Origin of the sequence: Gluconobacter sp. Dm-73, assembly GCF_018256215.1 — a bacterium.
In the GTDB taxonomy this organism is placed as follows: Bacteria; Pseudomonadota; Alphaproteobacteria; order Acetobacterales; family Acetobacteraceae; genus Gluconobacter; species Gluconobacter cadivus.
The window spans coordinates 63,312-84,372 of the sequence record NZ_JAERLW010000013.1 but is presented as its reverse complement, the minus strand read 5'-3'; the positions used below and the strand labels follow the sequence as shown (position 1 = coordinate 84,372).

At 53.9% G+C, this 21,061-nt stretch carries 16 protein-coding genes and 6 pseudogenes; 8 read left to right on the top strand and 14 right to left on the bottom strand.

What is annotated here, in order from left to right; all coding sequences use genetic code 11:
* Positions 1 to 1,036: 1,036 nt before the first annotated feature.
* The 3 genes and pseudogenes from JK176_RS13510 to JK176_RS13500 all read right to left on the bottom strand — a co-directional run bounded on the left by JK176_RS13510 (position 1,037) and on the right by JK176_RS13500 (position 5,349).
* A complete protein-coding gene (locus JK176_RS13510; protein WP_235993397.1) occupies positions 1,037 to 3,016 on the bottom strand; it encodes an oleate hydratase in 1,980 nt (659 codons plus the stop codon).
* A 196-nt stretch (positions 3,017 to 3,212) separates the two neighbouring features.
* Positions 3,213 to 3,929 (bottom strand): annotated as a pseudogene (locus tag JK176_RS13505) (transposase); the annotation flags it as partial.
* Positions 3,930 to 4,371: 442 nt separating this feature from the next.
* Complete coding sequence (locus JK176_RS13500) at positions 4,372 to 5,349, bottom strand: LLM class flavin-dependent oxidoreductase (protein ID WP_211588225.1); 978 nt, start codon at positions 5,347 to 5,349, stop codon at positions 4,372 to 4,374.
* A 316-nt stretch (positions 5,350 to 5,665) separates the two neighbouring features.
* Between JK176_RS13500 and JK176_RS13495 the strand changes: the two genes are divergently transcribed.
* Entirely contained in the window at positions 5,666 to 6,220 is a 555-nt protein-coding gene (locus JK176_RS13495) for a GNAT family N-acetyltransferase (RefSeq protein WP_211512510.1), read from the top strand.
* A gap of 398 nt (positions 6,221 to 6,618) precedes the next feature.
* On the opposite strand, the pseudogene JK176_RS13490 reads toward JK176_RS13495, so the two are convergent.
* Positions 6,619 to 7,407: pseudogene (locus JK176_RS13490) on the bottom strand (IS481 family transposase); the annotation flags it as partial.
* A gap of 254 nt (positions 7,408 to 7,661) precedes the next feature.
* On the opposite strand from JK176_RS13490, the gene JK176_RS13485 reads away from it, so the two are divergent.
* Genes JK176_RS13485 through JK176_RS13480 form a run of 3 tightly spaced genes read left to right on the top strand, consistent with a single transcriptional unit; the run spans position 7,662 to position 8,967 of the window.
* Complete coding sequence (locus JK176_RS13485) at positions 7,662 to 8,378, top strand: transposase (protein ID WP_235993398.1); 717 nt, start codon at positions 7,662 to 7,664, stop codon at positions 8,376 to 8,378.
* Complete coding sequence (locus JK176_RS15030) at positions 8,272 to 8,622, top strand: transposase (protein ID WP_338030066.1); 351 nt, start codon at positions 8,272 to 8,274, stop codon at positions 8,620 to 8,622. Before JK176_RS13485 ends, JK176_RS15030 begins: the two co-directional genes overlap by 107 nt.
* 6 nt (positions 8,623 to 8,628) lie before the next feature.
* Positions 8,629 to 8,967, top strand: a complete 339-nt coding sequence (locus tag JK176_RS13480) for a nuclear transport factor 2 family protein (RefSeq protein WP_077804096.1) — start codon at positions 8,629 to 8,631, stop codon at positions 8,965 to 8,967.
* 38 nt (positions 8,968 to 9,005) lie between these two features.
* Here JK176_RS13480 and JK176_RS13475 read toward each other — a convergent pair whose 3' ends face one another.
* Positions 9,006 to 10,124, bottom strand: a complete 1,119-nt coding sequence (locus tag JK176_RS13475) for an MFS transporter (RefSeq protein WP_211556245.1) — start codon at positions 10,122 to 10,124, stop codon at positions 9,006 to 9,008.
* A 72-nt stretch (positions 10,125 to 10,196) separates the two neighbouring features.
* Here JK176_RS13475 and JK176_RS13470 point away from each other — a divergent pair, with 72 nt between their 5' ends.
* Entirely contained in the window at positions 10,197 to 10,808 is a 612-nt protein-coding gene (locus tag JK176_RS13470) for a TetR/AcrR family transcriptional regulator (protein WP_077804094.1), read from the top strand.
* Between the two features lie 266 nt (positions 10,809 to 11,074).
* Here JK176_RS13470 and JK176_RS13465 read toward each other — a convergent pair.
* Positions 11,075 to 11,467, bottom strand: a pseudogene (locus JK176_RS13465) (transposase); the annotation flags it as partial.
* Positions 11,468 to 11,511: 44 nt separating this feature from the next.
* Here JK176_RS13465 and JK176_RS13460 point away from each other — a divergent pair.
* Positions 11,512 to 11,865, top strand: a pseudogene (locus JK176_RS13460) (integrase core domain-containing protein); the annotation flags it as partial.
* 156 nt (positions 11,866 to 12,021) lie between these two features.
* Here JK176_RS13460 and JK176_RS13455 read toward each other — a convergent pair.
* From JK176_RS13455 to JK176_RS13430, 6 genes and pseudogenes are all read right to left on the bottom strand, one after another.
* Positions 12,022 to 13,431, bottom strand: coding sequence for a cytochrome c (locus JK176_RS13455; protein WP_206035220.1), 1,410 nt, complete (start codon positions 13,429 to 13,431; stop codon positions 12,022 to 12,024).
* 3 nt (positions 13,432 to 13,434) lie between these two features.
* A complete protein-coding gene (locus JK176_RS13450; protein ID WP_211588224.1) occupies positions 13,435 to 15,027 on the bottom strand; it encodes a GMC family oxidoreductase in 1,593 nt (530 codons plus the stop codon).
* Positions 15,028 to 15,052: 25 nt separating this feature from the next.
* Positions 15,053 to 15,595 (bottom strand): sugar dehydrogenase complex small subunit, encoded by a 543-nt coding sequence (locus JK176_RS13445; RefSeq protein ID WP_077804089.1) that lies wholly within the window; start codon positions 15,593 to 15,595, stop codon positions 15,053 to 15,055.
* A 76-nt stretch (positions 15,596 to 15,671) separates the two neighbouring features.
* Positions 15,672 to 16,859 carry a carbohydrate porin gene (locus JK176_RS13440; protein ID WP_249194510.1) on the bottom strand — a complete coding sequence of 396 codons (1,188 nt, stop codon included), beginning with the start codon at positions 16,857 to 16,859 and terminating at the stop codon, positions 15,672 to 15,674.
* Between the two features lie 315 nt (positions 16,860 to 17,174).
* The gene (locus JK176_RS13435; RefSeq protein ID WP_158093574.1) at positions 17,175 to 17,648 is read right to left on the bottom strand and encodes a heme-binding protein; all 474 of its coding nucleotides are present in this window, start codon (positions 17,646 to 17,648) and stop codon (positions 17,175 to 17,177) included.
* A 173-nt stretch (positions 17,649 to 17,821) separates the two neighbouring features.
* Positions 17,822 to 18,553 (bottom strand): annotated as a pseudogene (locus JK176_RS13430) (IS701 family transposase); the annotation flags it as partial.
* Between JK176_RS13430 and JK176_RS13425 the strand changes: the two are divergent.
* Positions 18,543 to 18,737: pseudogene (locus JK176_RS13425) on the top strand (transposase zinc-binding domain-containing protein); the annotation flags it as partial. The pseudogenes JK176_RS13430 and JK176_RS13425 overlap by 11 nt on opposite strands.
* Positions 18,738 to 19,064: 327 nt before the next feature.
* Positions 19,065 to 20,273 (top strand): Na+/H+ antiporter NhaA, encoded by a 1,209-nt coding sequence (nhaA, locus tag JK176_RS13420; RefSeq protein ID WP_077804082.1) that lies wholly within the window; start codon positions 19,065 to 19,067, stop codon positions 20,271 to 20,273.
* 4 nt (positions 20,274 to 20,277) lie between these two features.
* On the opposite strand, the gene JK176_RS13415 is transcribed toward nhaA, so the two are convergent.
* Positions 20,278 to 20,703 carry a type II toxin-antitoxin system VapC family toxin gene (locus JK176_RS13415; RefSeq protein ID WP_077804081.1) on the bottom strand — a complete coding sequence of 142 codons (426 nt, stop codon included), beginning with the start codon at positions 20,701 to 20,703 and terminating at the stop codon, positions 20,278 to 20,280.
* The gene (locus JK176_RS13410) at positions 20,700 to 20,942 is read right to left on the bottom strand and encodes a type II toxin-antitoxin system Phd/YefM family antitoxin (RefSeq protein ID WP_077804080.1); all 243 of its coding nucleotides are present in this window, start codon (positions 20,940 to 20,942) and stop codon (positions 20,700 to 20,702) included. Before JK176_RS13410 ends, JK176_RS13415 begins: the two co-directional genes overlap by 4 nt.
* Positions 20,943 to 21,061 lie beyond the last annotated feature (119 nt).

Here is a 21,061-nt window from a genome sequence, read left to right as displayed (position 1 = left end):
AACGCCGCAGGCCAGCAGGGCGACCAGAACGGACCGGGTGCTGTCCTGCGGACCATTCTGGAAAAGATCTGGCATCTGGTCGCCTTCGGTCTGAAAATAAAACCCTGAGAAACCTGTATCAGGGATACCGACCCGGACAAACCGTCAGGATGCGACCAAATGCGCACTTACACGAATACGCCACCAATCCAACGGCACCGAGACGACTGAAAGGGCAGTAAGTGCCGCCTGCTCAGGGTCCGGATGGCCTCCATGTCCTCTCCCAAGGGCGAGCACCAGCGTTGCCCGGGTCTAGGACCGCTGCTCTAGAACAGGCAGGACTTCGGCCAAGTGGTCAGGGGGCGAAGAATGAGAGCGTCATGACTAAGAGTGTATAGGTGTTTCGTAACTTTCCACTAGAGACTAAAATCAATTGTTAGGCTTGGGAGCAGAATATTTGGTCTTGGGATATGAAGAATTTTCTTCGGGCTATACTGAATAAAGTGGATCTGGTGGCATCATATTCTTACGGAATAACAGTCTTTACAAAGCCCAACAGCGTGATGTTGGGACATTCTGGTCCGTTTGCGGATTAGGAGGGGTGAGCACACAGAGAATAGTCTGACCATGATTCTCAAGCGTGAAGAGCGCCCCAGATTCTTCATAGCTTGTGGTTGTGGTGATCCGATATCCTGTTTTTAGTAGACTGTTTAGGGAAGCTGTGACTGGGTGAAGTGTCGTTGGGACGGCAAGTGGACTGTAAGGCGATTTAACACCAGATTCCGGCAACCAGTCGTGGGAGCTTTGCGCAAAAGCGCAGACTGGGAAGAGAAGGGCGCACAGGACAGGAAGTGGGGGCAAAGGATTGATCATAGAAAGCTCCAAGAGAAGGAATATATTGAGGTCAGTGACCTGCTGACATTGATAAGAAGTTCATGACCAGAAGGCCTGCAATGACAAAGCCCATTCCGGTGATGGTCGGGAGATTAAGGCTTTGGCCCAGAAAACCATCTATGTCTCTGAGATCTGACCAAAGCTCTAACCATTCGAAATGATGTTATTTTCGAATCCTTTCTATAATCTCTTCCCGGGCCTTTTGCAGCCATTTGCCCACGGTATTGATTGTCTGAGCGCTCTTTTTGAGTAAACCCTTCAATTCGGCGTCGGCAGTTTCGCGAAATCCCTGTCGCCGATCTGGAAGTGGTGGTAAAATATGGGCGTAGTAAGTCTTTTTAAGTAAGAGATGTAATAAATATTCACCCAGGAATGGTTTTCCATTATTGATCGCTCGGGCAGCTTTGATTAAATTACGAACGTCATATTGTACCGGGCTGATATCAGGAACCTTTTTTTGTAAGCCCAGTAAAGTATAAACTCCAATTCTGGCTGTCCGAATAGAAGAGTCCATTGTAAAGACGATGTCGTTTGAAGTTTCCACGAATTGCCCCATAAGCGCGAGATTTGTGCAACCCTGCGGTACTACATGTGGCCGATCACCGGCTTTCCGGGGCATGAACATCGCGGTGATATAGGGCATGAGCGCCAGACGGACCTTTGTATTGGCTAACACAGCTTCAAATTGATTGTCTGTAATGCCCAAATGGTGGCAAAGCTCTTGAAGGATTTCGCGGCCAGTGCAGGCAGGCATAGGCTTTTTGATACAATTGCCGTCCTTGTCCATAAGCAAAGCATACGCCCAAAGAACCAATACATTACCGGGTTGACCGGGGAAATGTGGTTGGCGATTACAGGTGACGCTCAAGACCCAATTGGAATCAGTGAAGGTAATGATCCCTCCGGTTACGGTCTTGCCTGAATAAGGATCGTTGACAGAGAGTTCTTTTATTCGATCTACCAGTGGTGAAGGATTGCAGGTGATGGTGGCAGATTCCCACATCGACCTGCCAATATCGTTATAGAATTTCTCAGGATTACCAAACAACGACGATTTTTTAGCTATGTTTTTCCATAACGCCCAGTCACTATCATTGCCTGGATCGTGACGACCACGCTGAAGAACGGGGGCATGGTTCATGTCGCCATACGCGGTTCCTTCGGTCATTGATCCAGTCAAGACAAATACAAGGTCTTTTTCGTTTACCGAGATAAGGTCGGCGGCTCCATGGTTGAGCATTCTAATGCCTGTGACAGTACATTTCCCCTCTTCATCCCGCCACTCGAGGTCGTAGGCACGTGCGCCGAATTCGAACTTTACACCCTGCTTTTTAAGATGCTCAACGAGAGGACGTACAAAAGTATCGTACTGGTTATACTTCGGGAAAACGAGCGCAGACATGTCATTGAGGCCGTCGATCGCGTCAATGAAACGATGCATGTACAATTTCATCTCAAGCAAGCTATGCCAATTCTCAAACGCGAACATTGAACGCCAAAAGAACCAGAAATTGGTTTGAAGAAAGTCTGCGCTGAAATAATCCTCTATCGTAACGTCATCGAGATTCTCCTTACGTTTCAGCAAGAGGCGAATTAACTGCCACTGTTGTGAACGAGAAAGGCCGAAGGTTGAGAAATCACGGATCTGTCCCTGCTTGTGCATAAGCCGGGCTTTCGAATAATTGGGATCATTATCATTGATGAGGCGATATTCGTCGAGGACGCTGTATCCCGACGGAAGCTCGATTGCCTGGATATCCTGAAAAATATCCCAGAGATTGTCGTAGTTCCAGTTCATCTCGCGGCCACCGCGAATGATGTAACCATCTTCAGCGTTGCCAGCGCCATCAAGCGAACCACCTTCAATATCGAGCGCATCGAAAATAGTAATATTCTCTCCCTTCACGGCCCCGTCACGCACCAGGTAGAAAGCGGCGGCCAGGCCGGCAATTCCACTGCCGATGATCCATCCCTTACGACCTTCGATCTGATTCGCGGGGTAAGGCCGATTTCGCATATAGGCGCCCATCATATCGGGCGGAGGAAGCGTATTATCGGGATGGTTCGACCAATATCCGCTTGTGGTATCGGCCTCTACGATAAAGGGATGTCTATTGTTTCCATCGGCAGTACGCGTCATCATGATATTCCAATACCTAAGGATTGAACCACACCGGAATTGGGAAGGACCGGTTTGTATAAATTACGCGGCCATGGAGATATGGTTTGACGTGTTCTTCGAGAATGTAGCCGCTTAAAAGCAGAGACCGATCGCGCAGAGAGGTCGACCCGTCCTTTCGGACAGTTTTGTGGACCTGATAAGCTTTAACTGGTTGTTGTCAGGTCGCCAGATTGACGGCGTTGTTGTTGGCCACGGGATCCAGGGTTAATCCCGGACCCCGTGGGGGCTGCTTCTAATGATACGCCTCATCGGGCGCTCGTCCGGTCAGCGGCCCCGCCCATCCATGCTGATGCGGATCTGGCGCGCTTGCGACACGTCCGTGAACCGAGGCGTCGTGAGTTGTGACCCCTGATCTGTGTTGAAGATCTCCGGCGCGCCGGAGCGGATCAGAGCTTCCTGCAGCACCCCCATGCAGAACTCAGCATCCATCGTGTTCGACAGCCTTCAGGACAGAACCTTACGCGTCGACCAGTCCTTGATTGCCACGAGATACAGAAAACCCTTGCGCATTGGGATGCAGGTGATGTCCGAGCACCACACCTGTTTGGAGCGATCAACCACCAGGTCTCGAAGAAAATACGGATATTTCCGATGTGCCGGATGCAATATCGTCATGCGTAGTTTCTGGTAGATCGTCCGCAGACCCATCGTCGCCATGAGCCAGCGAACGCGCTTGCGCCCGACAGACATCATGTCCGAGACGGCAAAGATGCCTCGTCTTTTACCGCACCCTGTAATACGGCGTCTCCAGAAACTGATCGATCTTCGCATGAAGTTTCTCCACGTCGGCCGGACTGATTGTCGTCTTGGATGCCCGCTTGCCAGAGAGCGTCCCCGCCCTACATTCAATCGCCTGGCGCTTCCATTGGGCGATCGGGAGAAATCCTCTTCCACGGGACGCTTCCCAACACACCCGATGCCATACGATGTATGGTGTCGCGACTGACTGAGAAGCCAGGCATTCGAAATACCCCATCAGCAATTTATTCTGGGTGAAAGCATCCGACGCATTGAAGAATGCTCAGCAGTGCGGCGATCGATTATTAAAGGTTTGCGGTATCCAGATGGGATCGAGACTTCTTCTGGATGAGCCAAAGTGCCATTCTCGTCAAGAAGCGATTTTGCTTTGCGAAATTCCACAGTAAAGCTGAATCCTTCAGAAAAACGAAGTTTAGTTGGCATAAGAAATATTATGCGATATATCGGTGGCTGCCCAATGCTACAAAAACAAGGCCATGTGCGTCATGGCGTTCGGCTTCACCGCCATCTATAACAAACAACCCATGCGGTGCCGCCCCGTGTGCTCAGGTATGGGATTATTTTTCCATCAAATGATGCGCGATCCCACTGAGGGTCCTGCGCCTTGCCTCCTGAGAATATAACGGCGCACCGATCAGGAGTTCATCAGGCTTATACCGCTCCACGAAAGCCGAGATGTTTTTTGTGACGTCTTCTGCTGTTCCGACAAAGGTGTAGCGCAGTGTGCTGTCAAGGAGACGCTGTTCCTGACTATTCCAGGACACTGACCGAGGCGCAGGAAAAGTCGACGGACGTCCCTGACGCAGAGCAACGAAATGCTGCTGTAGAGATGTTGCCGCCTGCTGCGCTTCGGTCTGCGTCTCCCCGATCACTGCGTTGATGCCTAGCATGGCATAAGGTGACTGCAGCCGCCCCGAAGGCTCAAACCGCTCACGGTAAAGCGCCAGAGCCTCTTCCATCAGATCAGGAGCGAAATGGCTGGCAAATGCGAATGGCAGCCCCATGATAGCGGCCAGATGAGCGGAGAAGAGGGACGATCCCAGCAGCCAGACCGGTATAGTCAGCCCCGCGCCCGGAACGGCAAAGACTGCCTGGCCCTGTTGCGGTTTTTCAAAATAACGCAGCAGTTCGAACACGTCCTGTGGGAAGCGGTCAGCGGAGGCCGGATCACGACGCAGTGCGCGCATTGCGGCCTGATCGGAGCCGGGCGCCCGTCCCAGCCCAAGATCGATCCGGCCCGGATAAAGGCTTTCCAGCGTGCCGAAAGCTTCGGCAACAGCAAGTGGGGCATGGTTTGGCAGCATGATCCCGCCTGCACCCACCCGGATGGTTTTCGTAGCGCCTGCGACATAGCCGATCACGACCGCAGTCGCAGCGGAGGCAATGCCCGCCATTGAGTGATGTTCAGCCAGCCAGAAACGCTTGAAGCCCAGACTTTCCGCATGCTGCGCCAGATCCGCACTCCGATGAAGCGCCTCGGTAGCCGAACTACCTTCGGTGATGAACGCGAGATCGAGAATTGAAAGTGGGATCATGTGCAACATCCTGTTACCAGTTTGCCCTTACAGGTGGGGTGAACTGTGGGATGTGCCAAGCAGGAAGGGCGAACCTTCCAAAACTCGGGGGACGTCCTGCTACAACCTCGGAAAGAAATACTGTTCCTACCACCCCACAGGATACGGTCTATAGAAAAATCAACGATATCTCTCATGAGCCGATGGTAGTCGGCCTCAGCACCGCAGGATATGCATCCGATTGATAGGTTTTTTTCTTTAGAGCTACGTTTTAGAAAATAGATTTTTGATGAGGTTCGAGCCATAAATGCTCGGCTGAGACCAGTTTAGGACCATTATGACGACTTACGCTGCGGGAAATATCCGAACACGTTGGGCTACGAGCAGCGATCTCCCTGCGCTGAAAAATCTCATCAACAGATCTATCGACGCATTACAGGTAGGATTTCTCACTCCTGAGCAAATCATCGCCAGTCACGCCGTCATGGGTCTGGATACCCAGTTGGTTGAAGACGGATCCTATCTTATTGCTGAATATGACGGGGTTTTAGCGGGATGCGGAGGATGGAGTAAGCGCGCAACGCTTTACGGAGGTGATCACAGCAGCGATCTTCGTGATCCTATTCTACTCAATCCTGAACGAGACCCTGCGAGGATCAGGGCAATGTACACCGACCCCGCGTTCACGCGAAAAGGGATCGGCAGTCTTATTTTGAAGCAGTGCGAACAAGCTGCAGCAGATCATGGTTTCAGAACTGCTGAGCTCATGGCCACTCTCAGTGGAGAACCCCTCTACATCGCCTCCGGTTATTACCCTTTAGAAAGAGTTGAAGCCACAGGGGATGGAGTGAACGTTCCACTGATACGAATGCAAAAAAAATTAAAGCCATAGTCTTAGCTGGCAGGTCTGTACAAATTTTCCAAAAAATAGACTGCTCCCTACCGCTATGTCCGTTAATTTACTTTATCGGACATAGGGTAGTATGCATGAAATCGTCTCTAAAATGCTCTTCCTATGTGCTGATTTGGAGCCCTTGTCCTCGGACAAAAACAACTCTGGAAAAGATGGTTTCATCGCCTCTGCCATTCCGGGCGTGAGGAATTACACCCCCGCATAGACCCACAATCCTTTATCGGTTGTGCAGCGGCTTTGGGGGGGGGAAGCGAAAGGTCTGCTTTTAGATCCTATTACAAACAAGCAGACATCGTTGATTAGTCTCCTTCGCTTCAAACGAAAAATTGATTACTTAAGACTCTCCAAATCATCTAGGTGTTTAGTCCCGTGGTTTGATGGGTTGGATTATGGAAGCGTTTGACGGTTGCTTCCTTGATTGTCCGGTTCATCCGCTCAACCTGACCGTTCGTCCAGGGATGATTGGGTTTCGTCAGACGATGTTCGATCCCGTGAGCTTCGCAGATCATGTCGAAGCGCATGGGGCGAGACCAGGCCGTATTGCGGTTACGGGGCTGATCAGCGAACTGGATGCCGTTATCGGTCAGAATGGTATGGATCCGGTAAGGAATGATGCTCAGGAGATATTCGAGGAATTCCCAGGCGGTCTTCCGATCGGCTTTCCCGACGAGTTGTGTGACAGCGAACTTGCTGGTCCGATCGATGGCGACGAAGAGATACAGCTTGCCTTCAGCAGTCTGGACCTCGGCAATATCGATGTGAAAAAAGCCGATGGGATAGCGTTTGAAACGTTGTCGTCTGGGCTTGTCTCCCTCGATATCCGGAAGCCGGGATATTCCGTGGCGCTGCAGGCAGCGATGCAGGGCCGAGCGTGTCAGATGGGGAATGCTGGCCTGCAGGGCATAAAGGCAGTCATCCAGCGGCAGCAACGTATGCCGGCGAAACGCCACGATCATTGCTTCGTCCGTCTCGGACAGAACTGTGGATCGCGGCTCTTTGGGACCTGTCTTCTGATCCTCAACCGTTTGACGCTTCCGCCACTTTGCAACTGTTTTCGGGTTGACCCCGAACTTCTTGCTCAGCGTCGCGAGCGAAGCCTGCGATCGCTGTATTGCTGCTCGCACGGCGTGCGTGGTCGTGGCGCTGCCATGACGTATCTGTCCCATAAGGCTTCCTTCCACTCGCGTGAAAATACCACACCATCAAACCCCGGGACTAAACACCTTATGTGTTTCCAGCCTGTTATGATGGCCTCATGAACGACCCTGGCCAGGGTCGTTCATGAGGTGAGATACAGCGCTTAACACCTGGTAGCCTGACCACGTTTTCTAGCAGGCTGATCTCGCCTCTCTTCACCGTCTCGAACAGTTGACGGCGGCCCGGTTCCGGGACCGCGAACATAAGAAAGAGAGAGAGTGATATGTCTTCGGAAACGGTCATTGGAGTAGATGTGTCTCGAGACTGGCTTGATGGCTTTTGCCTGCCAGAAAAGCAGAGATTTCGTTTTCAGAATTCACCTGATGGCCATGCCAGATTACTGGAAACTCTTCAGAGTATGCCGGACGGTCTCACGGTTGGATTTGAAGCCACCGGTGGACAGGAATGGGCACTCTGGCGTGTTCTCATCAGTATGGGACTCAATGCCGTCCAGTTGCCTCCAGCACAGATCAAAGCTTTCGCACTCGCCATGGGGAAACGCGCGAAAACCGATCAGATCGATGCGGAATTGATTGCGCGCTTTATGGCTTTTCGTCCAGAAGCAGGACGAACACTGCCGGATGAGAAGCTCCAGTTTCTGCGGGCACTGACGGTGCGCAGAGCTCAGATGGTGGAGGCACGTAAACGGCTTTCTGCCCAGATTTCGGCGCGCCGCAAGCAAGGTGTGAGCGCTGAACTGGAGGAGATGGACAGCAGTCTCAAAGCATTTCTCGAAAGCCAGATCAGCGAGCTTGAACAACGGATTGAAAAGCGTTATCGCAAAGGCAGAAGAACTCTCCGCCATAGCAGAGCCTCTCCGTTTCATTCCTGGTATGGGCCCGGTATCAGTCGCCATGCTTCTCGCAGAAATGCCAAAGCTCGGCCCCATGACAGCGACAGAAGCCGCTGCCATGACCGGACTTGCGCCAATGGCTCATGATAGTGGCGCGATGCGTGGGAAACGGGTCATTTCAGGGGGAAGAAGATCTCTCCGCCACGTGCTGTTCCAGGCAGGATTGGCAGCTGCCTGCCATAATCCAGTTCTGAAAGCTGTTGCCAAGCGCATGAAAGAGCGGGGTAAACCACATAAACTAGTGATCGTCGCTATCGCACGGCGCCTCATCACAATCGCCAACGCTATCCTCAAAACTGGAGTGCCATGGCGCATTAGCTCCGCCGCTTAAACACAGTTGCTAGGCGGCCTTGCCCATTTTACTGGTCTGCCGCTTATCGATCTGCGGGGTGACGTCGCGATTGTCACATCCTACCTCATGATTATTCATCTTGACCATGAAGGTCATCGACGCGAACTGCCAAATCATGGGGCCTCGACGGGATACCGCATTCACCGCGTGGTCGTGAACCGTTGGGAGCTTGAACGGCACAAAGGTCGCTGGATGATTGCCAGGCGCACCCTTCTGCCCGTCGACGGGTCGGCTGAGCAGCAGGAGCTGCTGCGCAGGGGTTTGAATGGGGTGTATCGCAGATCATTGGGATCTGAAGAGAACGAAGACCCGATCGACGGATAGTTGATGGTGTCGCAAAACGCCGCAGGTTGGTCAGTTTCTTACAACGATGGCCGACCAGAGACAGCAACGCCGCCCAAAGCCAGAATAATGGCGGCTATGAAGGCAGAACTTATATTGCCAGGGAGATATTCCAAAAACGATGACAGGAATTGCCCCATAAAAATGGCAACAGACAGGTAGGCAAGTGCTGAGCCGCGTTCGACAGAGTGGGTGCGTTCGATCGTCAGGTGATTGACGAGGGGAACTGTCAGTCCGAAACCGGTCCCGAGCATGATTGCAGCGCCAATCATCGGGACTGCCGTCATCATGGAAGCAAAAAGTGCATGGGCGGCTGCATAGGCCAGAAAGCCCGCCCGCAAAGTGTTTTGCTCCCCGATACGCCGACAGATTTTTGGGAGAAACCACGCTGCTCCTACAGCGACAAGAGAGACGAATGACAGAAAATACCCTGTTTGCGCCTCGGAGAAGTGAATGCCTTCCAGCCGTCTGGGCAAGGAGATGATCGCTGTGAAGAACACGGTCATGGAGAGGAGAGCGGCTATATATATTCGCGCCAGTTTGCCCAGAACAGAACCTCGATCTGCTTCTGTTTGGGGTGACGCAACGGGTTTGACTGGCGGATACGGTACGAACAGTTCGACGAGGACGAGAAAGACCCAACTCATCAGATAGAGCGAAAACGGCCATTGCCATCCCATACTGGCGAGGAGTCCTCCCAGAGACAGGAAGATAACGCCTCCCAGTTCAATGGCCATGCCCTGGAGTGCGATCATCTTGAGCCGCGCGTGTCCCTCAAAAAAATCGGATAAAAGCCCTGTGCCCGAAGCCATCACGATCGCTGTTGCTCCCCCGAGCAAAAGCCGGTCAGAAAAGATCAATACTGCGTTGCTCAGCCATATACATGCCAGCCCGAGCGCTCCGTACAGAGCGAGGCCAATACGCAAGGCCTGGCGAGAGCCAAGGCGTGTAATCAGGTGGCCGGCAAAGGGGCCAAAGATCACTACGCCGAGTGAGGGCAAGGTGACCAGCCAGCTTGCTTCCTGGGAGAGACCGAGAGCCGTCGCGATGCCGGGCAGGCCAGGTACGATAACGCAGCCGACCATGATCGTCAGACATGCGACACAGAGCAGAGCAAAGACGCCCCTTCGCTTTAACATGGACATTTCCTGTTTGGGCAATCTAAATACGAGACCAAGGTATCATAATATATACGAGACCGGCGTACCGCAATGACGAAAATGACAACCTCTACTCGCTCTCCGGGGCGCCCGCGCGATAATAAAGTTGGGCCAAGCCTGTTGGCGGCAGCCCGGCAGCTCGTCCTGCAACACGGATATTGCGGTGTCAGCATCCAGATGATTGCAACAGAGGCTGGTGTTGGCAGGCAGACGCTCTATCGCCGATGGCCGAGTAAGGCTGAACTCGTTCTGGCCGCGTTCCTGGAAAGCGCTGGTGATGCGGACGTTCTATCGGACGGCCGCGCCGAGAAGCGGTTGCTGCATTTTCTGGTCAACGTGTTCAGGAACTTGCAGCAGGATGGACCTGCGATCAGGAACCTGATTGCGTCCGCGCAGGACGATCCCGAATTTCTAAAGAGTTTCCGGGCCGGTTTTGTTGAGCCAAGAGCGGAAATCGTCGCCACCATTTTTCGTGACGGCATTGCAAACGGAGAAATCCTGGAAGATGCCGATGTGGAAATGGCGGTCGCCGCGTTTCATGGTGCATTTTGGTATCACCTTCTTCTGGGAGGCAAACTTGATGCTGAATTCGCGCAGCGCCTTACGAGGCTCATTATGAAAAGTATTTCAAAAGAGCCTCGTGAAGAGGAACTATTGAAATAGTTCATTCACCATGTGGACAGCGTCCAGATAAAATTATTTGAATTTATTCATCTATGTTTGACCGTATCGCCTGAATGGGAGCCATCGTGCCGAAGACTCTATCCCGGCGGATGAGCGCGTGGAACAAAGCGGCTGCAATATGAGCGAGGATATCTGCTGAAGTTCTGCGGAAGTCGATCAGACCGTTTGCTGATTCAGTCTCTAGCAACTGTGTTTAAGCGGCGGAGCTAATGCGCCATGGCACTCCAGTTTTGAGGATAGCGTTGGCGATTGTGATATGAAACACCGAAACGCTTCTCAATCACCCGCTTCAGATCAATACTGCGCCAACGGACCACACAGCCTCGGTTACGATCAGGTCCGGCGACGATCAATGCCGAGAGCTCCGCCTGCTGGTCCGCCGTCAGGCGGCAGACAGAGGCATTGCACCATTGATACCGCAGGCCGGCTGGGCCTGCAGCATTGAACCGGAGCACCCAGTCCCGCAGGGTTTGCCGGTCCATGCCACCGATCCGCGCCGCTTCGCCTCGACTGCTACCCTCACGCACCGCAGCCAGAGACAAAAGGCGCCTTGCAACATTCGCATCCCGTGTACGAGCGGCCAGCCACCGAAGCGCATCAGCCGTATAATCCGTCCGTAAAGCAATCGCTCTAGCCATACCCGACCCTCCGTCCAAGGACTGAATCAGAACAGCCTTCGGTATCATTATCAGGTGGACGTGTGGCGCGGGAACTGACGGCCCTGGTGGAAAGATATGGCAAACCCTCATGATTGTCAGTGACAACGGTACGGAGTTCACATCCCATGCCATCCTGAAATGGGCGGATGAGATGAAGGTTGAATGGCATTATATCGCCCCCGGGACACCGCAACAGAGCAGTTTTGTCGAAAGTTTCAACGGCCGGTTGAAGGATGAATGCCACAACGAGACGCTGTTCACGTCTCTCAGCCATGCCCGACAGGCTCTGGCTGACTGGCGGGAAAGACTACAATACGGTGCGCCCCCATTTCCAACTGGGTGGCAGAACACCGGATCAGGTTGCCAGACAAGTATCTCGGGGGCACGCCCACGAGATACTTGTCATCCCATCAACCCAAAGCCATAAAAAACGGGGTACGTCAAAAAGAACCGTCAATCAGAACGTCCAAAGCCGCGAATCAGAAACAAGACACATCAACCCAACGGTTCTTCGGTCCCTCCAGCTTCGTCCCTTAGCGCGTTGCCACTTTGCGGCGAGCTAGAAGAAAAATGATAATCAAAACAAACAATCCTGCAGCAGCTATTCCTGCAACACTCATGCTATGAGCGTAGCGTGCTATAAAGGGCTTGGGGCCGCCACGTTTGAGCAGTTCGACATCGCTAGCGCTGACATGCAAGGCGTCATTCCCAAATCTGGAGAGAACATAGTTTGCAACAGCGGCAACCTGCTCGTTGTTCAACTGGCCTTCGAAGGCTGGCATCGCAACGGTTCCGTTGTTGGTGGCACGGTCCACGCCTTTGAGGATGGCCATAACCAGGTTCTGAGACGTTGGACCACCGACAATGGTGTTCGAGGTCAGTGAAGGATAGAACTGGTCATGTGTCCCCTGCCCGTTCAACTGATGGCACGAGGCGCACGCACCGGTGTACAATTCCGCACCATTGGTGCTTGTTCCCAGTGTCATCGCATCAGGGCTGCGGTCGATCGGTGCGTCAAGCTTTGCGAGGTCTGCGAGCTTTGGCGTGCTGAAGCTGAAGCCCGGAGCTTTCTGGTTCGGGTCCCGAACAGGCTTGACGGTACGCAGGTACTCGACAATCGAGGTCAGGTCAGAATCAGTGAGGTGACGCAGACTGTGTTCGACCGCTTCTGCCATGCCTCCTGCCGCCTGGCTTTTGCCATGAGCACTGCCGTCACGCAGATAGGACTTGATGTCTTCGTCACTCCATCCGCCAATGCCACTGACAGGATCCGAGGTGATATTTGGTGCGTGCCACCCCCCGAGGTCCGCACCGCCGAGAAAGCGGCTCTGGTCTTCAGACATGGCAATGTTACGCGGTGTGTGACAAGTCGAACAATGAGCCAACACGTTGACCAGATACTCACCGCGCTTGGCGCCCCCCTCTTGTGTGGTTGCGGCGGGCATGGGCTTTCCGCTCGCATACAGCACGTTCCATCCCGCCATCAACCAGCGTTGTGAGAACGGAAAGGGAAGATTCGTTTTCTTGACCGGAGCTTCATCGACAGGCTTGGTGCCTTTCATGAAGTACACATACAACGCGTGAATGTCGGCATCACTGATACCGGAATACGCGGTATAGGGCATCGCCGGGTAAAGATTACCTTCAGGGGCGACGCCTTCACGAACGGCTTTAGCAAACTGGCCTTCGCTCCAGTTGCCAATACCGTAGGTCTTTGAAGGCGAGATGTTAGAGGCAATGATGTCACCCAGCGGTGAAGAAATGACGTAACCGCCACCATAATCTTTGCCACCGGGATTGGTGTGGCAGGCCATACAATCTGCCGCGCGGGCAATGTAAGCCCCCTTTTTAATGAGATCATCGGTGCCATCCTGAGCCATCGCGAAATGCGGGATGGCGGCAAGGGTGAGAAGGCCAAGACCAGCAATGAGAGAACGTGTCATGACTCAGACTTCCTTGGCGATAATATCGGCAGCGCGAATGGCGAAGGCCACGCCTGTCAAGGTCGGGTTGACGACACCGCAAGCCGGGATGACGCCAGTTGTCGCCATGAACAGGTTACTGTGGTCCCAGCTCCGGCAATCTTTATCGACCACAGAGGTCTTGGCATCATTACCCATAATGACGGTCCCCATGATGTGGTCTCGGTTCTGCCAGCCGGTGTTGTCGTTAATAACTGTACCACCCATCGTCTGAACGAACTTTGCGTAATCCGCCTTGGCTTTGACAGCTCCGCGCTCGATGTAGTCGTCGGTATTGTAGTGGATGGTCATGGTCGGGATCCCCAGCGCGTCCTTGCGGATCGCCGAGGGCTGAATGCGATTTTCAGGGTTTGGAAGCAGTTCGAACACCGAGGAAATATCCACCCAGCGTGCCGCCCAATCCTTGATTTTTTCATCGAGTTCGGGTCCCACGATGCCCTGGGACAGAAGATGCTGTGTGATAGCTCTGTTTGGCACGGTGTTGGTCAAGGCATGTTTGATGGCAGAATGTTCACGACGGAACTCGCCGTCACGCCAGTTGAAGATGCCACCTTGCTGAACCTGCCCGCGACCTGGCCACAGCGGTTCGTCTGCCAAGAACTGCAGCCCCATGCCTGTATGGTCCATAAGGTTGCGCCCGACCTGGTCTGAAGAGTTGGCAACATCTGACATGAGCAAAAGTTTTGGAGTCTCTAGGCCGTTTGCAGCGATGATGAAATACCGTGCAGTCAGGCGGATGTCTTTGTGATCGGACGTTCTGTAGTGCGCTGCGACAATTTTGCCGTCCGAACCCCTCTCGAGCTTATAGACCGTGGCGTCCTCGATAACTTTGCCGCCCATTTTTACGACGTGCTTAGCATGGACATCGCCGGAATACATGGCCCCGATGGGACAGACGGGCATGCAGTTGTTGTTGCCTGAGCAGCCAGGGCGACCATCCCAGGGCTGATTGGTGCGTGCGTTGGGCTCATGGATGAAGTTGAACCCTTCCGGAGCCAGGCGGGCCTTAATGCGCTGGAAGTAGTAGGTTTCCGCTTCGGGAGGCACTGGATACGGTGTGGAGCGGTGTGGAAACTGGCCTGCTCCGCCCTGCCCGGACTGATCCTGCGTGTCGCTGCCGGCCACACCAAGATTGAACTCGGCGCGTCCGTAATAAGGCTCCAGTTCATCATAGGAAATAGGCCAGTCGCGCCCGACACCATAAAGGGTCCTGAGCTTCATATCGTTGGGCAGGAAGCGCCAGGTGGCCGCTGCCCAGTGCCAGGTTGTACCACCGACCAGGCGGAGCATTCCGGGAAGGAATTTAAAGCTACCTGTGTTCTCAATATAATCGGGTGAGAAAGATGTCGGCGCCCAGGGTTGGTTCGGGTAGGGGTCGTTATGGTTGCCTTTCCGCGGAGACGAACGAAAGTTCTCAACGATTTTCCAACGCGGGATCCACCTGCCGGATTCCAGGACAATGACAGACTTGCCCTGTTTGAGAAGTTCATAGGCTGCGTTGCTGCCAACTGCGCCTGAGCCGACGACAATCACGTCTGCATCGTATTGAGTGGTCATGATTCTACCTACCTGAAATCAGCAATCAACCAGCGCTCTGGCTGGCGGGTGGGTTCACCCAGTAATTGGTGTGACCACGGGAATAACTTGGGATGACGGTTGTGTCGGCTGTCGGCGCGTACATCAGGGCGCCCACATAGGTGACGAAGGTTGCGTCATCGACAGGATGGCCCACGGCGGGCGTGGCGTCCATGAGGGGTGTGCCCGTATAGCCCAGATACCATGCGGAAATGATGCTCATCGCAACAGGAGCCTGATTCGCATTCTGCTCAGCAAACTGCTTGAAATCGGACATGTCCTTCAGACCATAGGTCTTCATGGCGCTGATGAGGCTACCGACCTTCTGGGGGAAGCTGCTGTCCAGGGCCGTCAGGGCTGTGAGGATCCTGTTGGAAATTTCAAGATTGAGTCCTGACTTTCCTGTCAGGGTTCCACACAGGTCATGAAACTGCGAAAGGGTGACGAGACCGGCTGCGCGCGCAAAGCCCGGAAGGCTGCCGAGAGCTGGAAGCGTCAACGAGGTTGCGAGAACCTGCCGGCGGGAGAGACCCTTTTTTGTGAAGCGCATAGAGATAGATCCTCAAGTTCTGAAATACCGTTCTGACAGTGACGCAGGCTTTAACACCCTCAACATCCCGTCTTCCCTAGAAGGCAACATTCAAAGCACTGCTCAGTACAGCAGCGTCGTTAAAAACCGTCGTTCCACCGACATGGTTGACGTACTGGAAGTCGCCCTGAAGGGTGACACCGGTCCGGACATGATAGGTGTAATACGCTTCATAAATGGTCTCATGGCCCTGAATGCCGTATGGCGTTCCGAAATTGGCACCGACCAGCGCCAAACCGTTGGCAAGAGCAGCCTGCTGGGACAAAACCGCACTGCGGGAGAAATGGGCCCACTGGAAAGCGATGCCGATACCGTCCTCCGGGCGGCCCCACAGATGCCCTGTATCCATAAGCGCCGCGACGATATGGTGGTTGATCTGTGAGGTTTTACCGTCTGCGTAGGCGTATTGAGCACCGAAGACGAGGCCGTTGGATGGGCCATCGCCGTGTCGAACCAGCATCTGGTCTGCCATGACCCATACAGACGTCTGACCGCTTTGTTTGCGAGCGGGCAGACCCGTGACAACCCATGGCCGCCCGTTGATGTCCTCATACAGGTTGTTGTAGCGCGAGTTGTCGTACATCACTCCAACCTTGTAGTGACCGATCAGCTTGTCGTGTCCGAATTCAGGAATCCAGCCAATTTCAGCTTCCGTTGAAAGTTTGCCCAGATTGGATTGTCCCCAGGACCAGCCGGAGATACCGCCGTTATATGAATGTGGCGAGACGGCGAAGACACCTCCCATGACATAAACATGAGGATTGGGCATCAGGCGCAGCACCCCACCGATATTGCCAGAAGGCCAGTCCCGCCCGCCTACGAGGTACTTCGTCGGCGTGACGTTTCCGCACATCCAGACGTTCATGAAGTTACACACCCAAGGGGCATTGTTGAAAAACGTCCCGGTCGGGATCCAGCCGGTGGCCAGGTCGATTTTATGGTTGAACCAGGATTTCTCGAAATATGCCCAGACGAGATGGGCAACGACGTTTCCACGCGCACCGTAGATCTGCTGAACCTGATTGCCGTTATCACCAAAGGAGCGGCTGAGATTGGTTCCGTGCCCATTGACGATGAGGGTGTGCAGCCACAAATCATCTGACCACTGACCGGTTCCAAAAAGCTTGCGAAAGTCGATATCGACGGTGCTGCCAACCGTCGATATCGACGGTGCTGCCAACCTGACCTGCAACGGTGTAAGTTTTCTTGCGACCTCCTGATACATTTCCGGAAATCCCTTCGTACAGGGCAAGAGCGACATAAACGCCGTGCTTTTGAAGCCAAGGCTGTATCCCGCCCCAGTCTCCGAGGGCGTGCGTCGTCCCATATGGTGCACCGAATGATGGGGCCCCATAGGGCGATTGCAGAAAACCGGGGATAGTCTGCTGCAGGTTTGTCATTTTCACAGATGCAGGCGAGCTCTGGGTGTTGGTCGCATTATCAGCGTAAGCTGCGGACGAACTCGCAAGCAGTGTTACAGCGGCAGCGAGGCAGCAGCGCCAAAGACGGTTAGAGCTCATACAAAGACAACTCCAGCGCGTCAGAGAGCGTTAGCAGCGGCATGGACGACTGCGAGATCCTTCGAGCCATCGGGAGTGCTTATGGCAATGGAGCCGACGACGGTTTTGCCGACGAAGAGCGGAACACCACCTGGGTTGCTTGAGAGATCCGGCACAGCGAGATTGTGAACCTCTCCTTTGACCAGCCCTTCATAGGACACGTTGGTGTCTGTCTTGAAAATGGCGGCCGACTTGGCTTTTCCTAATGCTGCAGAGAGACAATTGGGAGTAGCATTCACCTGACGCTCGACATAGAGAGGAACGCCATCAGGGTCCGCGATAACGATACAGCCATTAATGTGCTGCTCGGCTAAAGCTTTGCGGGCGGCCGACGCCATCTTCAAAACATCTGCGTCCTCGAGTGCTGGCTTTTGCTCAACAGCCAATACCTGGCTTGCAGAGCCAAGGAACGTAGCGATTAAGATAGATGAGGTAACAAAAAAGTTGTTTTTCATAACATTCCTATGTTCGATTCGCTCTGCATACGACATTGAACATAATACGACGCTTGAAAATTCCGTGATCAGCACACAGTTGCGTTTTTATTTTAATGCCTGAGCCTGATGGGCTCGTCGAAAAACGGACCACCGGAGGATATGCGGGACCCGGATCTGGGCCTGGGTGATTTTCACGACGAGGCGACGGATTTCCTGAATTGACCACTGGATAAGCTTTTGCGCGTTGGAAGCGGTCTTTTTTTGAGCGCAAGGACGTTCGCCTGGGAGCGCACGGCGGCCATCATGGCGTGGGCGAGCATGACCAGAGAGACGTGGCGGTGCCAGCCGTGCCAGGAACGGGTCTCGTTGTGGTCAAGGCCAAATTCGTTCTTGGCGGTCTCAAAGCCTTCCTCGATCCGCCAGCGCGCGCCTTCAACGCGGGCCAGCGTTTCAAGCGGCGTCCCCTGGGGGCACCAGGTTATGAAATAGCGCAGATCGCCATCAGCGGGATTGCGGCGGACCAGCAGGCCTCGGGTCCATGTTCCGGTCAGGGTGTCAGCATATTCCGACGCGTGGAGATCGGCCATCGGGCAATACAACCAGTCATACCATCGCTCGCCCTTGGTACCGTGCCCGGCCGAACACCGGACCCAGGCCTCGTCAGGCAGGGTCTTGATAATCTCGCGGGCCTCGCCGACCCACATCACGTCAGGTCGCCAGGAGTGAAACCAGTGGTTGGCATTCACGCCCAACATGAAACCTTTGCCCGTGCGGCGTAGAGCCATTTCCAAATCGCCGACACCATACACGCTGTCGCCCGCGACCCAAGCGAACGATATGTCGGCATCCAGCGCACGTCCGATCATCGTAGTTGCCAGCGCCGGTTTGGTGGCAAAGCGGATATCATCAGGAACATGCGCCGCTGGTGGGCATGTCGCGCCCTGCGGGTACTGCGGACACTGGCGGATCGCCTATAACAGCTGCCGCAACCGTCACTGTCCGCGCTGTCAGGTGAACGCCGCGCGGACATGGCTGGCCGAGCGGGAGGCCGATCTGCTGCCGGTCGGGTATTTCCATGTCGTCTTCACCCTGCCGGCACGGATTTCGACCGACGCCCGTCTATAGAGAGAGGAAGGCCCACGACGAAAATGAGAAATGCGGTAGTCCAAGGTTGGGATGCACAGTTTGCCCGACATTACGCAGAATCCATCGCCTGTCAGATCCTAAATTTAGCTGCGTCCGATTTTGGGAAGTTGCAGACACCGTCTGAACGACCGCTTTGAGGGCGTAAGCAGCAGGTCCGCTTACGCCTACACGCCGAACATCAGCCGCGTTAAACGGCCATCCGGAAAGCGGGCATTAATAGAAACATTATGACAAGGTAGCGCATCGCTACAGGCTTGTGTGGGAGCCTGCCTCATTCAACAAAGAGGAATGAGCGAATTTTCTGTTCCGTCCACAACGCATATCCGACGTTTTCTGGCCTCTCCCGCAGGTGGGGCGTCTGTTCTCCTGCTGGCATCCCTGTTGGGTCTTGTCCTGGCGAATTCGTCATGGGCGTCGGGTTACGGCACCCTGATAACAACGCCCATGAAATTACCCATCTTGGGAGAGCGGGGGCCAGAAAACATTGATGCATGGGTCTCTGACGGACTCATGACCCTATTCTTTCTGGTGGTCATTCTCGAAATCAAAAAGGAAATTGTTTCCGGGCACCTCTCATCACTACGCAGCATCGCCCTTCCGCTTATCGGAGCGTTGGGGGGAATGATCGTGCCGGCCCTTACGTATCTGCTGGTAACATGCGATCATCCGGAAGCGACACGCGGCTGGGCCGTTCCTGTTGCAACGGATGCCGCGTTTACGTTGCCAATCATCCTTGCTCTTGGAAGGCATGTCTCGCCGGGAGCCAGGGCCTGGCTGATGGCGCTTGCCATTTTCGACGATGTGCTGGGGATTGTGGTGATCGCCCTATTTTATGGGAGCGCTCTGTATTGGCCGGGGCTTATCGCGGTCGTGATCGTGACTGCCGCATTGGTCGGCGCGAACAGGATTGGGATCAGAACTCTCTGGAGCTACGGCATCGGTTGCGTCCTGTTATGGGTGGCGCTTCTGGATGCCGGCCTGCACCCGACGCTTGCTGGAGTCATCACCGGCCTATGCCTTCCAGCAGTCACCTCAGGAATGGATGCCAGACAAGCTACGCCACTTGATCGGACATCTTCTGCGTTGACCCCTTTCGTTACCTGGGTCGTTCTACCGCTGTTCGGTTTCATGAACGTGGGTGTTTCACTAGCTGGCGTTCATCCGGACATGATGCTGGAGGCTGCTCCGCTCGGGATTATATTAGGACTGATTGTTGGCAAACCGGTCGGCATCTTTGGTATAACAATGCTTTCGACCCGCCTGAAGATCGCCACGCTTCCGGCTGAAACGCCGACGGGGATGCTGTTTGGGCTTTCGTTGCTATGCGGCATTGGGTTCACGATTAGTCTGTTTATCGCAAACTTGGCATTTTCCGGATCAGATCTTGTGACACCAGCTAAGATGGGCATCTTTGCTGGCTCTGTTCTGTCTGCCCTGATGGGATGGCTTTGGTTACGCTTCTTATCCCAACACAACCGGCTACCCCCCCATTCCTGACAAATTATAGTAGCTTTGTTTTTAAGCCTATATTAGGACCTGCCTCAGCGAGGCGTCTATCAAGAGTGCATAACGTTGCTCCGTGATCGGCGCAGACGGCAAGGTGTAAGGCATCACCTGCACGCAGCCCTAACGCATACTGATCAGAAAAACGCGCCGCTGCCCTGAACTGCTGTGTCGTTATGGGCAAAATCTGAAAGCTTTCAGCGGACAGACGAGTAAAGAGGGCTAACGCATTTGCACGGTCAGCAACGTTGATCTGACCGCTCCGTAGTTTGATTGAAAGTGCGGAAGAAAACTCAGTCGCGACCCAATCACTTATAAATAATTCGTCTGGATCCTGACTGGAAAGCCATGATTGCATCCGGTCTGTCTCTGCCTCGTTGGTCAGCGCGGCAACCAGAACGGACGTATCGATATAAACGCTCAATATCGTGCCTCGTCTCGCATATCCCGTACCATTTCTCGCGCGGACACAGCCTGGACTGTCATATTGGCTGTAAGCGAGCGCAGAGCGTTCAAATCAACAGGCTTGCGCTTGCATGTGACTTTGTCGATTTGTGCGACGATTTTCCCCCGACGCATAATGCGAACGGGTTCGCCCTGCATGGCCTGATCGACCAAACGACTGAGGTGGGCTTTTGCGTCCACCAAATTCACAGTTTGCACATCGAATCTCCTGACCATTAAACTAGTCACTTCATAGCACGGAGATTTATTCTAAGGTAGACAAATTAAGCGCAACCAGATCGCAGCACAAAGTTTCGTGTCCGCTTTTGTCATATCTG